At 58.8% G+C, this 13,966-nt stretch carries 14 protein-coding genes; 7 read left to right on the top strand and 7 right to left on the bottom strand.

From position 1 onward, the window contains the following. The first annotated feature begins 88 nt into the window (after positions 1 to 88). From IBX59_RS02475 to IBX59_RS02465, 3 genes are all read left to right on the top strand, one after another. Positions 89 to 1,480 carry a diguanylate cyclase gene (locus IBX59_RS02475; RefSeq protein WP_296372046.1) on the top strand — a complete coding sequence of 464 codons (1,392 nt, stop codon included), beginning with the start codon at positions 89 to 91 and terminating at the stop codon, positions 1,478 to 1,480. Positions 1,481 to 1,882: 402 nt separating this feature from the next. Then, on the top strand, positions 1,883 to 2,188 hold the full coding sequence (locus IBX59_RS02470) for a DUF983 domain-containing protein (RefSeq protein ID WP_367119351.1): 306 nt from the start codon (positions 1,883 to 1,885) through the stop codon (positions 2,186 to 2,188). Further along, positions 2,185 to 2,868, top strand: coding sequence for an NUDIX domain-containing protein (locus tag IBX59_RS02465; protein WP_296372043.1), 684 nt, complete (start codon positions 2,185 to 2,187; stop codon positions 2,866 to 2,868). Before IBX59_RS02470 ends, IBX59_RS02465 begins: the two co-directional genes overlap by 4 nt. A 2-nt stretch (positions 2,869 to 2,870) precedes the next feature. Here IBX59_RS02465 and IBX59_RS02460 read toward each other — a convergent pair whose 3' ends face one another. The 5 genes from IBX59_RS02460 to IBX59_RS02440 form a co-directional block, all read right to left on the bottom strand. Continuing rightward, positions 2,871 to 4,328 (bottom strand): carnitine 3-dehydrogenase, encoded by a 1,458-nt coding sequence (locus IBX59_RS02460; RefSeq protein ID WP_296372041.1) that lies wholly within the window; start codon positions 4,326 to 4,328, stop codon positions 2,871 to 2,873. 5 nt (positions 4,329 to 4,333) lie between these two features. Then, the gene (locus tag IBX59_RS02455) at positions 4,334 to 4,477 is read right to left on the bottom strand and encodes a hypothetical protein (RefSeq protein WP_296372039.1); all 144 of its coding nucleotides are present in this window, start codon (positions 4,475 to 4,477) and stop codon (positions 4,334 to 4,336) included. Positions 4,478 to 4,569: 92 nt separating this feature from the next. After that, a complete protein-coding gene (locus IBX59_RS02450) occupies positions 4,570 to 5,097 on the bottom strand; it encodes a lipocalin family protein (protein ID WP_296372037.1) in 528 nt (175 codons plus the stop codon). Beyond that, positions 5,094 to 6,008 (bottom strand): 3-keto-5-aminohexanoate cleavage protein, encoded by a 915-nt coding sequence (locus IBX59_RS02445; protein ID WP_296372035.1) that lies wholly within the window; start codon positions 6,006 to 6,008, stop codon positions 5,094 to 5,096. Before IBX59_RS02445 ends, IBX59_RS02450 begins: the two co-directional genes overlap by 4 nt. Before the next feature lie 93 nt (positions 6,009 to 6,101). After that, complete coding sequence (locus tag IBX59_RS02440; protein ID WP_296372033.1) at positions 6,102 to 7,145, bottom strand: aldo/keto reductase; 1,044 nt, start codon at positions 7,143 to 7,145, stop codon at positions 6,102 to 6,104. Positions 7,146 to 7,287: 142 nt separating this feature from the next. On the opposite strand from IBX59_RS02440, the gene IBX59_RS02435 reads away from it, so the two are divergent. Continuing rightward, on the top strand, positions 7,288 to 8,517 hold the full coding sequence (locus IBX59_RS02435) for an MFS transporter (protein WP_296372031.1): 1,230 nt from the start codon (positions 7,288 to 7,290) through the stop codon (positions 8,515 to 8,517). Here the strand turns inward: IBX59_RS02435 and IBX59_RS02430 are convergent. Then, positions 8,511 to 8,975 carry a hypothetical protein gene (locus tag IBX59_RS02430; protein ID WP_296372029.1) on the bottom strand — a complete coding sequence of 155 codons (465 nt, stop codon included), beginning with the start codon at positions 8,973 to 8,975 and terminating at the stop codon, positions 8,511 to 8,513. The two genes, IBX59_RS02435 and IBX59_RS02430, sit on opposite strands and share 7 nt — an antisense overlap. A gap of 136 nt (positions 8,976 to 9,111) precedes the next feature. On the opposite strand from IBX59_RS02430, the gene metG reads away from it, so the two are divergent. After that, positions 9,112 to 10,824, top strand: coding sequence for a methionine--tRNA ligase (gene metG / locus IBX59_RS02425; RefSeq protein ID WP_296372026.1), 1,713 nt, complete (start codon positions 9,112 to 9,114; stop codon positions 10,822 to 10,824). A gap of 2 nt (positions 10,825 to 10,826) precedes the next feature. Here metG and IBX59_RS02420 read toward each other — a convergent pair whose 3' ends face one another. After that, positions 10,827 to 12,233, bottom strand: coding sequence for a short-chain fatty acyl-CoA regulator family protein (locus tag IBX59_RS02420; protein ID WP_296372025.1), 1,407 nt, complete (start codon positions 12,231 to 12,233; stop codon positions 10,827 to 10,829). Between the two features lie 176 nt (positions 12,234 to 12,409). Here IBX59_RS02420 and IBX59_RS02415 point away from each other — a divergent pair, with 176 nt between their 5' ends. After that, positions 12,410 to 13,384, top strand: a complete 975-nt coding sequence (locus IBX59_RS02415) for a tripartite tricarboxylate transporter substrate binding protein (RefSeq protein WP_296372023.1) — start codon at positions 12,410 to 12,412, stop codon at positions 13,382 to 13,384. Positions 13,385 to 13,470: 86 nt separating this feature from the next. Next, on the top strand, positions 13,471 to 13,962 hold the full coding sequence (locus IBX59_RS02410) for a tripartite tricarboxylate transporter TctB family protein (RefSeq protein ID WP_296372021.1): 492 nt from the start codon (positions 13,471 to 13,473) through the stop codon (positions 13,960 to 13,962). Positions 13,963 to 13,966 lie beyond the last annotated feature (4 nt).

Here is a 13,966-nt window from a genome sequence, read left to right as displayed (position 1 = left end):
TTCCTTCGTTTAACAGAAACCGATTTTTAACCATTCTGGGCGACAGTGGTTTCCAGAATGGGTGGTTCACCCGCTGAAGGAAATCCCAATGTCCGGCCGCATACTTATCATTGATACAGTCGCAACGAATCGCATCGTGTTAAAGGTGAAAATGCTTGCCGCGCAATTCGAGGTGGATGCTTGTGCCAACCAGACAGAGGCTGCAACGGTCATGGCAATGCACCGGCCTGATCTGATTCTCATAAACCTATCTGAACAGGTGGAAGACCGGCACGCATTTTGTCGCCAGATCAAAGCGAACCCAGACACGGCGCAAATCGCCATTATTGCTGTTGGCGTCATCGACACATCACGCGCACGACTGGCAGCGCTGGATGCAGGTGCCGATGATGTCATGCCCCGCCCCATGAATGAGACGCTTTTGATGGCGCGAATCCGCAGCCTCTTGCGCGTCCACAGCGCCAATCAGGAATTGCTTTTGCGTGACGGCACCAGCCGGGCGCTTGGCTTTAAAGAGGCCGCCAAACCGTTTGAAACTATGCCACATGTGGCGCTGTTATCTGTATCAGGCGTTATTGGCACAAACTTGGCACAGAGGCTGGGGCATGGCTTGCAGGCGAAAATGCGACAGTTTGCACCCTGCTGCGTCATGAAGCAGGCAACAGATACACCAGTGCCCGACCTGTTTGTTATTGATGCCAGCACTGTCACCAGCGGGCAGGATGGCCTGTTCGGGCTGGTATCCGACCTGCGCTCGCGCGCCGAATCGCGGCAATCAACCCAGTTGGTGATCGTGCCGCCAGACCGCCCAAATCTGGCCGCCATGTTTCTGGATCTGGGGGCCGATGACGTTGTCACACTGCAAGTCTCTGATGCCGAAATCACGCTGAGGGCCCGGGCATTACTGTGGCGCAAATCTCTGCATGACCGGCTGCGCGATGTGGTGCGGAACGGGCTGCACGCTGCAATCACCGATCCGTTGACTGGGCTATATAACCGTCGTTACGTCGAACCGCATTTGCTCCGCTTGGCGGAACAGTCACGCCAGTCCGGCGCGGACTTTGCGATCATGATGCTGGATATCGACCACTTCAAACAGATCAACGATAGCCATGGCCACGCATCCGGCGACAGGGTGCTGGTGCAACTTGCAGACAGATTGCGCGACAACCTGCGCGATATTGACCTTCTCGCCCGGATCGGAGGCGAGGAATTTTTGGTTGCGATGCCGCGCACGACGGTAGGGCAAGCGCACAGGGCGGCCAATCGTCTGCGGCGTTTGGTCAATTGCAGGCCATTTGATTTGGGGGGGCCACGGCCATCGCTGCACGTCACCGTGTCTGTCGGCGTGGCCATCAGCAGCCCCTGCCAACCCGAACCGAAGCATCTGACGATGATCTGCAATCAGGCTGATGCCGCACTTTATGCCGCGAAATCAGCAGGCCGTAACCAAGTGGCGATTGGCCGATCCGCGGCGTGATGCCGGGCATGTCCATGGCGCAAGATGCGCGGCACATGCCCGGCCAGCCCCATACGCTGTGTGCCGCTCTGTCTTGTCAGCAACCCGGCGGAATTTTTGCCACCCGGTGACGGTCTGTTGTGCTGATTTACTGCGCCCGTATATCTTGCCGCGTCAGCCGTCTTCGGCGGTATTCATTCAAGATTGGGTTTCTCTTTGCCGTGTTGACGTTTTCCCGCCCTTGCGACACGCGGACGCAATTGCGCGGGACCCCCTTTCAAAATTGGCTGAAATACCCCATGTGATTGCGGTAAGCGGAGTTTTCCTATGTCACATTCCTATACGATGATCGACGACCGGCCCACAAAACAGGCAATTTGGCGCGGTTTGCGTCGGCATTGTCCAAATTGCGGTGAAGGCCAAATGTTTGAGGGCTACCTGAAAGTGGCCAAGACCTGCCCTGTCTGTCAGGAAGAATTATATCATCACCGCGCCGATGACGGCCCTGCCTATCTGACCATTCTGGTGGTTGCACATGTCGTCGGCTTTGCCGTTCACATCATGTGGGTCCAATGGCGCCCCGACCCGTTGATCATGGCCACGATCCTGACAATACTGGCGGTTGGTCTGTCTCTCTTCCTGCTGCCACGTCTGAAAGGGATGGTTGTTGGTATCCAATGGTCACGGCGCATGCATGGCTTTGGCGGGGAAGCCCTGCCAGAGACATGAGCATCGACAAGACCCAGTTGCGCGATGCCGCCACGCTGATCTTGTTGCGCGATGCGCAAAATGATCCGGCGGTTCTGATGGGGCAGCGCGGGGCATGCGCTGCTTTTATGCCTGGGAAATTTGTTTTTCCCGGTGGCGCGGTAGACCAGAATGACACGTCCGTTCCCTTAACCCCGCTGAACGATCTTTGCCAAGCGCGGCTGACCGAAGAATCGCGATTACCTCCTCATGCGCTTGCCGCAGCCGCCATCCGCGAGCTTTGGGAAGAAACAGGGCAGATGCTGGGGCAACCGGGCGACTGGCCCGGCGCGCCGCAGGGCTGGCGCGGGTTTGCCCGCACAGGGTATCGGCCAAACGGCGCGGCGCTGACCTTTTTCTTTCGGGCTGTCACACCGGTTGGCCGCCCACGCCGATTTGACGCGCGGTTTTTTCTGGCCGATGCCGCAGATCTTGTCACCGACCCAGATGATTTTACCCGCGCAGAAGATGAGTTGGCCCACCTGCAATGGGTGCCACTGGCCAATGCCCGCGATTTTGACTTGCCCTTCATCACCCAAGTCGTGCTGGCTGAACTGGCCCAGCACATCAATCGCAGTGGCCCGCCCCCCAGCGTGCCGTTCTTTCGCAACGATGACGAAGCGCAACTGGTTGCGCGCTTGGGCGGGCAAAGCCCGATCTGACCCTAGCCCCGGGCGCCAACAGCTTTGCCTGCACCTTGGGGCCTGGGCAGAGCCGCATGCGCCGCAGCGACCCGCGCCAAGGTTTCGGCCAAAGCCAGCGTGGGGTCACAGGCGCGCCGGGTGTCCAGGCTGACGTGAATCAGCATATGTTCGCCCGTGGCCAACAACCTGTCACCCGCATACATCCGGTGGAACAGGTGCATTTTCTTGCCCGCCCCCGCCAAAATCTGCGTGTCGATGCGAATGACAGTGCCGGCATGGGCCTCGTCCAGATGACGGATATGGGTTTCAGCGGTGAAAAAACTGCGGCCCGCCGCGATATAGTCCGCGTCGCAACCGATCAAGAGCATCATCCGGTCGGTTGCTTCGCCAAAGGCGTCCAAATAACGCGCCTCGGTCATGTGGCCGTTGTAGTCGGTCCAGTCCAGCGGCACAGCGCGCGCCAACGTCGGGATCGGTTGGCGCAGATCATCGGGCAGCGCCACCGCCCCTTCGACACGCCGGTCATGCGCGTTCAACAGCGCGCCCGCCCCCCAGTCGCGCGCTTTCAGGCCGCGCAGGATCGTGACCAGATTATCATCGCGGATGCGTTCCAGTTCACGGATCGACAGCGCGCCTGACTGCGCATCGGATTGGTCCGCGATGCGGTCAATCAGTGTGCCGGTCAGCTCTGGCACATCGGTCAGCTTGGTCCAAGGCCATTTCAGACAGGGGCCGAATTGTTCAATGAAATGGCGCATCCCCGCCTCGCCCCCGGCGATCCGGTAGGTTTCAAACAGGCCCATCTGCGCCCAGCGCAGGCCAAAGCCATAGCGGATCGCATCATCGATTTCTGCTGTCGTGGCGATCCCGTCGTTAACCAGCCACAGCGCCTCGCGCCAAACGGCCTCTAGCAATCTGTCGGCGATATGGGCGTCGATTTCGGCGTGAATGCGCAGCGGGTGCATCCCGATGCCGGTCAGCACAGCCGCAGCTTTGTCTACGAAATCGGGGGCGTTGGCCGCACCTGGCACCAGTTCGACAAGCGGTAACAGATAAACAGGGTTGAACGGATGCGCGACGATGATCTGTGCAGGACGCGTGGCGCAGCCCTGCAATTGCGACGGCCTGAACCCGCTGGTGGATGACGCGATAACAGCATCCGGGGCGCAGAATTCCTGCACTATCTGAAAAACCTTACGCTTCAGCGCCAACCGTTCCGGCACGCTTTCCTGTATCCAGACAGCCCCGAATACGGCCTCCGAGATCGTATCGCAAAAACGCAACACGCCTTCGGGCGGCAGGGCCACGTCAGACAGGCCCGGCAAGGACCGGCGCGCATTGTCGATCACCGCGTGAACCTTGCGCGCGGCATCCGGGTCGGGGTCAAAGACCTGCACGTCCCAACCCATCAGCAAAAACCGCGCGGCCCAGCCCCCGCCGATGACACCACCGCCGATAACGGCAATTGTCTGCGCCATATCCGTCAACGCGGGTGGTCGAATTCATCCGCCGGCACAGGTTCGCGGCGCACGGTGGGATCGCAAGCAACCATAGAAGTGCTGGCATCACGCATGATGAACCCACCGCGCGCGCGGCACTGTTCAAAGCTCATGGTATTACCGATCACCAAATATTCCCGGAACCCGCTACTGGCTGAACTGCTGACCGGCGCAGTTTCACAAGCGGCAAGACCCAGGGCGCTTGCCAAAATCACATATTTCACTGTGGCACCTCTATTAATTGGTTGATGTCATAACCGTTGAAAACCAATACATCACGCGCCGCGTTCAGCCGGTCAGCACGAATATCAGGGGTGCGGTTCAAAATCCACCCCGCCCGCCCGTTGGGTACCCCAACGACGGCGGTCCGGTAATCTGGATCTGTCCACAGCACCCAGTAATCCGCCGCCCCGAACGGCACCGAGGGAAACCGCACCTTAAGCCGCCCCGGCCCCACGATTTCCGCCGTACCTGCAATGCGCGACCGTTCCGACCCGTCCGCATTGCGGCAGATATTCAGCACCGACAAAAGCCCGTCATCGCGCCGCCCGTATTCCGCCGTCACCCCAACACAGCCCTGTTCGAAAAAGACCGGAAAGCGCGCGACCTCATACCACAAGCCAAGATAGCGTTCGGGTTCGAACACCGCCTTTGACGCAATCGGGGCGCTGGTGTCACGATAGGCCGGCACAACGGCGTCAACCACCGCGCAACCGGACAGCAGCAGGGCAAGAAGAAGCGCCCTCATGCCGCCACCGGCGCGCGTTTGGTCAGGCCAAGGGTCTTGCGCACCTGATCAGGGCCAATCACCCGCGCGCCCATATTTTCGATGATCGTCACCGCGCGTTCGACCAGTTTTGCATTGGTGGCCAGCACGCCGCGGTCCAGCATCAGGTTATCCTCTAGTCCCACACGCACATTGCCACCCGCCAGCACCGATGCCGCGACATAGGGCATCTGCGACCGCCCCAGCCCAAAGGCCGAAAAGGTCCAACTGTCGGGCACGTTGTTCACCATCGCCATGAATGTGTTCAGGTCATCCGGCGCGCCCCACGGCACCCCCATGCAAAGCTGCACCATCGCATCGGGCGCCAGCACCCCATCGGCAACCAGTTGCTTGGCATACCACAGATGGCCGGTATCGAAGACCTCGATTTCGGGTTTCACACCCATCTGTGTGATCATGCCGCCCATCGCCGTCAGCATGCCGGGGGTGTTTGTCATGACATAATCGGCCTCGGCGAAATTCATCGTGCCACAATCGAGCGTGCATATCTCGGGCAGGCAGGCGGCGACATGGGCCAGACGCGCAGTTGCGCCGATCATGTCAGTGCCCGCGACAGGCGGCAGCGGCGCTTCCGCTCCGCCAAAGACGATATCCCCGCCCATGCCCGCAGTCAGGTTCAGCACCACGTCAACCTCTGCCGCGCGGATGCGGTCGGTGACTTCGCGGTAAAGCGCCAGATCACGCGACGCTGCGCCTGTTTCGGGGTCGCGGACATGGCAATGGACAATGGCCGCACCTGCGCGCGCGGCGTCAATCGCGCTTGCGGCGATTTGCGCAGGCGATCGCGGCACATGCGGGCTGCGATCCTGCGTTGCCCCCGATCCGGTAACAGCACAGGTGATAAAAACGTCACGGTTCATCGTCAGCGGCATGGTTGGTTTCCTAAGGTCACGCGAAAGGTTTCGCCAAGACACAGCATTTCGCAAGTTTCCCGATAACTCAACACCGCCGGGTTTCGCCCTTCGTCAATATGGCATCGGGTTAGCTTTGTGTGCCGCGTCGATGGCGGCCAGCAGGTCATCATCCAGCACCACGTCGCGCCCTGACAGGATTTGCGCCAGTTGATCCTTGGTTGTCGCCCCGAAAATGGCCGACACAGGGAATGGCCGTGTGCGTTGCCATGCCATCGCCATATGCACCGGGTCCAGCCCGTGTTTCGCGGCCAGATCAAGGTAAACCTGTGTCACCGGGAAAACCCTGTCGTTCAACCGCCCACCAAGATCGCCGTTGATCGACAACCGACTGCCCGCAGGAACCGCGCCGTTCTGGTATTTGCCCGTCAGCAACCCACAGGCAAGTGGCGAAAAGGATAAAAGCGTCACATCCTCGTTCACGGCCATTTCGGCCATGTCGGTGTCATACATCCGGCACAGCAGCGAATATTCGTTCTGCACCGACACCATGCGCGGCAGGCCCGCCGCCGTGGCCTGATCGATCCATTTGGTCATGCCCCACGCGCTTTCGTTCGACATGCCGATGGCGCGGATCTTGCCCGCCTTGACGCAATCATCCAGCGCGCCCAGCACATCCAGCATGTGATCCAGCGTGTCCTGACGGTTTTGTCCCGAAGGGTCATAGGTCCAGTTTTTGCGGAACATGTAAGACCCACGCAGGGGCCAGTGCATCTGGTAAAGGTCGATCACATCGGTTTGCAATCGCCGCAACGACTGATCCACCGCTTCGCGGATCACCGCGCCATCATAGCCGCGCCCTTCACGCACCCAGCCGGGGTTATCACCGGACACTTTGGTCGCGATCACCACCGCATCGCGCCGTCCCGTGCGCGCCAGCCAATTGCCAACGATCTGTTCCGAAAGCCCCACGGTTTCGGCGCGGATCGGGTTGACGGGATACATTTCCGCAGTGTCGATGAAATTGATTCCCGCATCCAGCGCCATGTCGATCTGGCTGTGCGCATCGCTTTCGGGGGTCTGGTTCCCAAAGGTCATCGTGCCAAGGCACCATTCGGAAACCATGATATCGCTACGGCCAAGGGGAAGGTGTTGCATCTGTCTGCCTTGTGAATTTTTGCGTCGCGCAGACCCTAACGCCGCAACGCATGGTGGCAAGCCCGGATCGAAGCAGGATTTGCGACAGTGGTTGTCGCTTATCTGCGCGCATCCGCCCACATGCCGCCGCAGTGTCGCGCCCATGCGGATGATGATTTCCTTTGCGGCGCTGTTTTTGTCGGTGGCCCTGTTACAGCTTTCCTCGGGCGGGGTTGGCCCGCTGGATGCGTTGACGGGGCTGAACGCGGGGTTTTCCACCGGGCAGGTCGGGTTTCTGGGCTCTGCGCATTTCTTTGGTTTTTTCATCGGCTGCTGGTGGGCGCCGCGCCTGATGGGCACGGTCGGGCACAGCCGGGCCTATGCGACATTCACCGCGATGGGGGCCATCGGGCTGGCAGCGCATGTCATCATCACCGACCCGCTGTTCTGGGCGCTGTTTCGGGTTGCATCGGGCATCTGTGTCGCGGGCTGTTATACAGTGATCGAAGCATGGTTGCAGGCCAAGGTCACGAATGAAACCCGCGGGCGGGCCATGGGCAGTTACCGGATCGCCGATATGGGTGCGTCATTCGTGGCGCAGTTCATGATCGGCGCGCTGGCGAATATGGAAACCTATATCGCCTATAATATCCTGACGATCCTGTGCTGTGCCTCGCTTCTTCCGCTGACCGTGACACGGGTGGCCCAGCCCGTCACACCCGCCGCAACGCGGCTGCGTCCGGCGCTGGCCTGGGCCTGTTCGCCTATGGCCGTGGCGGCCGTGCTGGTGGCGGCCTTGTCCAGCGCGTCGTTCCGTATGGTCGGCCCGGTCTATGGTCAGCAGGTCGGGTTGGCGGCGGATCAGATCGGGTATTTTCTGGCGGCCTTTGTCGCGGGCGGTGCCTTGGCACAATATCCGGTCGGGTGGTTGGCGGATAAATATGACCGGCGTTGGGTGATGATCTGGCTGTCAGTTGCCGCCGTTCTTGCCTGCGGTTTTACTGTCGCGACAGCTGCGAATGGCACGATCAGCGTGATGCTGGCGGCTGGCGTTTTCGGGCTGACGACCTTTCCGATCTATTCGGTCGCCACCGCACATGCGCATGATTTTGCGACATCCGAACAGCGGGTCGAATTATCTGCCGCGCTGATGTTTTTCTACGCTGTCGGGGCGATTGCTGCACCTTACATGGCGTCCCTGCTGATCGCAGGTTTTGGCCCTGCCGCGCTGTTCTGGCTGGTGGCGGCAGGGCATATCGTGCTGGTCGTTTTCGGGCTTTACCGGATGCGCGCCCGCCGGGTGCCCCGGCAACGCACACCCTATGTTTATGCGCCGCGCACCAGTTTCTTTATCGGGCGCTTGTTGCGGCGCGCGCGCAATGGCGATCAGTAGAACCTGTAAACCGCACCGACCCGGGTCGTTGTCGTATCTGCGACACCGTCATCCATGAAATCGCGGATGAATTCGCCCCGCAGCAAGATGCGGTCGGAAATGGCCCGCTGCACGCCCAGTGAAAGGCTTTGTCCATCCACATCACCAAGCGGCGTGTCATACTGCACAACACCGGCCCCCGCGATCGCCGCGTAATCGCCGAAATCATAAGACGCCATCGCACGCAGGCGGGTTGTGTCATAATCCGTATCGCCCGCCAGTGGCAGCCCGAAATCAAGCTCTGCCCCGTATTTGAATACAGGCCCGCCAAACATGACCCCGCCCAGCAGGGACGCTGCTGTCTGGCTGTCGCCTGAATGCGGTTTTGCATAGTCCAGCGTCAACCCGCCGTAAAATTCCTGTGCCGCGGCGGATGTGCCGATGGCAAGCGCGCCTGCCAGTATCAAAAGCTTTTTCATTTTCTGCTCTCCTTTGGTTTTTTGTTTGGGCCATATTACCACGCAAGAGCCCGTTGAACAGCACTGTGATGCAACATCTGGTATCTGGTGGCATCACTTGCTAGTCAGGCGCAAACCTCAAGGGGAAACTTTGCACATGGCCCGTCACCTGATTACCTCCGCCATTCCCTATATCAACGGGATCAAACACCTTGGCAATCTGGTGGGCAGCCAGCTGCCCGCCGATCTTTATGCCCGCTATCTGCGCCAGCGCGGGCACGAGGTGCTGTTTTTATGCGCCACAGATGAACACGGCACGCCCGCAGAGCTGGCGGCGGCCAAGGCAGGTAAACCCGTGGCCGAATATTGCGCGGAAATGCATGATGTGCAGGCGCGGATCGCCGATGGTTTCCGACTGTCGTTCGACCATTTCGGCCGGTCCTCCAGCCCGCAGAACCATAAGCTGACGCAAGCCTTTGCGGGCCGTCTGGCCGATCAGGGGCTGATCCGCGAAGTGACCGAAGAGCAGGTCTATTCCGTGGCCGATGGCCGGTTTCTGCCGGACCGCTATATCGAAGGCACCTGCCCGAACTGCGGCTTTGAATCCGCGCGCGGCGACCAGTGCGACAATTGCACAAAACAGCTGGACCCCACCGACCTTATCAACCCGCATTCCACGATTTCCGGATCAACCGAACTAGAGGTGCGCGAGACCAAGCACCTGTATCTGCGCCAATCGTTTCTGAAAGACAAGCTGGCCGCGTGGATCGACAGCAAGACAGACTGGCCGATCCTGACCACATCCATCGCCAAAAAATGGCTGAACGATGGTGACGGCTTGCAGGATCGTGGTATCACCCGTGATCTGGATTGGGGCATTCCTGTCAAAAAGGGCGATCAGGACTGGCCCGGCATGGAAGGCAAGGTGTTCTATGTCTGGTTCGACGCGCCCATCGAATACATTGCCTGCGCGCAGGAATGGCAGGATGCGGGCAAAGGCACCGATTGGGAACGCTGGTGGCGCACCGACAAAGGCGCCGATGACGTGCGCTATACCCAGTTTATGGGCAAGGATAACGTGCCGTTCCACACGCTGTCATTCCCGGCTACCATCATGGGCACCCAGGAACCGTGGAAGCTGGTCGATTACATCAAATCCTTCAACTACCTCAACTATGACGGCGGTCAGTTCAGCACCTCGCGCGGGCGCGGGGTGTTCATGGATCAGGCGCTGGAAATTCTGCCACCCGATTACTGGCGCTGGTGGTTGCTCAGCCATGCGCCCGAAACATCCGACGCGGAATTCACGTGGGAGACGTTCCAACAGGATGTGAACAAGGACCTGGCTGATGTGCTGGGCAATTTTGTCAGCCGGATCACAAAATTCTGCCGGTCGAAATTTGGCGAAACGGTGCCCGCTGGCGGCAGCTATGGCCCTGCCGAGGAACAGTTGATCAGTGATCTGACGACGCGCCTCAGCGCCTATGAACACCACCTGGACGCGATTGAGGTGCGCAAGGCGGCGGCGGAATTGCGCGCAATCTGGGTGCTGGGCAATGAATATCTTCAGGCTAATGCGCCTTGGACCACCTTCAAGACCGATTCCGAAACAGCCGCCATGCAGGTGCGCTTGGCGCTGAACCTGATCCGTATCTACGCGGTGATGTCGGCGCCCTTTATTCCCGATGCATCTGTAACGATGATTGCCGCGATGCAGACGGACGACGACAGTTGGCCCGGTGATGTCGCTGCGGCACTGACGGCCCTGCCTGCGGGGCATGCGTTTACGGTGCCCGAAAACCTGTTCCGCAAGATCACGGACGAAGAACGCACTGACTGGGCCGAACGCTTTGCCGGGGTGCGCGATTAGGGTCAGCTTTCATACCGGGTTGACCCACGCCTGTTTGCATCAATCGGCAGCTTGCGATGAAGGGGTTCATGCGCGCGCTGTGCGCAAGCCTGACGCGTGCAGATGTGGCAGTTGATCCCGATCTCGGCGATCTCGGCGTTCTCGGCCATGTGAAACCGCCGCGCATAGCCAACCCGTTGCAACTGTGCGCGTTCGCACCCCAACGCAACCACCAGTCGGCGGTCATGGTGGTATCGGCTGATGACGGGGCGGTCTGTGGTGCGGCTGATCGTGAAAAACTGTCCCGAATCGGGTAATTCCACCAATTGCGGCACGATCACACCTGGCGTTGCAAATGCCGTGTGTATGTTCCAGACCGGACAGGAACCGCCCTGTTCGGCCAATGTAAAGGGCGTTGCGTTGAACCGTTTGGTCACATTGCCCGCCCGGTCGATGCGCAGAAAAAAGAACGGCACCCCCTGCGCGCCCTTGCGCTGCAATGTGGTCAACCGTTGGCATACCATTTCGAAACTGGTGGTAAATGTCGCCGCCAGACGATCAAGGTCATAGTGTGTTTTCTCGGCCAGCGCCAGAAATGGCGCATAGGGCATCAAGAGCGCGGCGGCAAAATAATTGGCCAGTTCAACCCGGCACCGCGCATGGGCAATGTTGGACAGGCTGCCATCGGCCGCGATCAGGTCGTCAATCAGATACGTACAACTGACCAACCCCAGCACATGCGCCAATTGAAAGGTCCGGTTGATCGGGTCCAGCGCCTCGGACAGTTGCACACGCCTTTGATCGGCATCGAAAATCCGTAAAGTATCTGTCATTGCATCTATGCTGACCACCGCGACACTGATGTCGTGGTCACGCAAAAGCTGCGATTTCAGCGTTGCATAAAGATCATCCTGCCCGCCTTCCAACCGCGCACGCGCATCCTCGGCGGCCTTTTCCAGCGCGGCGAAGTGATTTTTGTTCTTGCGAAAGAAATCATGGATCACCGATTCAGGCGAGGCCGCAAGAACACCTGCCCCAGACTTGGGATCACCGGCATGATGCAGCGTATCCAGCAACGACCGGTGATTTTGATGCAATTGCAGGAATTGATCCACCAGTCGCGGCGCATGGTCCAATGCTGCGCGCAGTTCTTGCAGGTCCGGTGGCGCACCGGCAAAGATCGGGTCGCGCACCGTTGCGCGCAGTTCTGACAGCAGCAGCGTTTCGTTGTCATTGACCAGCTTGCGCCAATCCACGCCATATGCGTCCGTCAATTCCATCAGCACCTTGACCGAAAGGCTGCGCTGGTTGTTTTCCAGCAAATTTATATAGGACGCGCTGACCCCCAATTGCCGGGCCATTTCGGCCTGCGTCTGGTTGTAAGCGCGCCTGAGTTGCCGCAGCTGGGGGCCAATTAATGTCTTTTTCATGTTTACAACATTACATGAATATACTTTGTGTGCGCAATCTTTAACATGAATACTGCAATTTTGGTGAAATATTATTTCCTGTCGATAATGTCGCGGCACAGTGAACGCCCATCTGTTTCTAGAAGGACAAAGAAACAGGCGGAATTTTCCGTTTTCTGTCCAAGGGAGGACGTTACATGACTTATACACTTACGCGGCGCCTTGCGATTGTGGCGACGGCGAGTTTGGCCTTGTTGGCGGCACCAGCTGCCGCACAGGACTGGAAACCCATCAAGCCCGTCGAAATGGTCATCATGGCCGGACAGGGCGGCGGTGCAGACCGGCTTGCCCGCCTGTTTCAGTCAATTATTCAAAAAGAAAAACTTTCATCCATGCCGCTTCTGCCCGTGAACAAGGGCGGTGGTTCGGGCGCAGAGGCGCTACGCTATCTGCTGGACAAGGAAGGCGATAATCACACCATCATGGCCACGCTCAACAGCTATTACACGACGCCGTTGCGCACGGACATCGGCGTGAACATCGAGGAATTCACCCCGATTGCACGGATGGCGCTGGATACGTTTGTGCTGTGGGTCAATGCGGATAGCGACGTGCATACGTTGGATGATTACGTCGCCGCCGTAAAAGCATCGGGCGGCACATGGAAAATGGGCGGCACCGGCACCGGTCAGGAAGACAGCCTTGTGACAGCAATGCTGGAAAAAGAATTCGGGATCACCATGACCTATGTGCCCTATGGCGGCGGCGGTGACGTGGCTAAAAATCTGGTCGGCAAACATGTGGATTCGACCGTCAACAACCCATCCGAAGCCATGGGCTTTTACAACGCAGGGCGCCTGCGTCCCATCGCGGCCCTGACACCTGACCGGATTGCAGCCTTTCCAGATACACCAACCATGGGCGAACTGGGGCATGATCTGGTCTATTGGATGCAGCGGTCATTTGTTGCACCAAAAGGCATGGATCCGGCAGCCGTCGCCTATTACACCAGCATGTTCGAAAAACTAAGCCAGACCGAAGAATGGCAAAGCTACATGTCCGAACAGGCGCTTTTGAATGAATTCCTGACCGGTGATGCGTTGCAGGCCTATTTCATTGAAGAACGTGGCAAACACGCAGATTTGCTGAACGCCATCGGCGAAGGTTCCTGAACAAATACAAACAAATGGCACAGGCGGGCGGCCCCTTTTTAGGGTCGCCCGTCTGCGACGGGCAATAATTCACGGGGGCTGCATCCATGTTGATGGCGGATAGGTTGATTGCAGTGGGCATCATGGCCCTATCTGCATATTTCATGTGGCATGCAACGGTTTTGCCGATAGGCTGGAACGGTATGACAGGCGGCCCCGGCGGAGGTGCTTTTCCATTTTGGTTATCGGCGGTCATGCTGGTCACGGCGGGCGCCATTCTGATCCGGTCCTTGCGAGGCAAAACCGCCTATTCAGGGAATTTTTTCGACCTTGACACGTTGCGATCCGTAATCAGCGTGTTCATCGCGTTGGTCATCACCATTGCGCTGATCGGCTGGGCCGGTGCCTATGTCGCCCTGCCATTGTTCATCCTTTGGTATTTGAAGATTTTTGGCAAACACGGTTGGGTGCTGACAGCATCGCTGACGTTTGGCACACCGGTGTTCTTGTTCTTCTTTTTCGAAGTAACACTTAAAATCCTGCTGCCAAAGGGCCTGACAGAGCCTGTTTTCACCCCTCTTTACGCAATCTTCTTCTGAGGCG

Origin of the sequence: Yoonia sp., from assembly GCF_014859355.1 — a bacterium.
Classification (GTDB): Bacteria; Pseudomonadota; Alphaproteobacteria; order Rhodobacterales; family Rhodobacteraceae; genus Yoonia.
The sequence above is the reverse complement of the archived record's forward strand: the minus strand, read 5'-3'. Positions and strand labels throughout refer to the sequence as shown.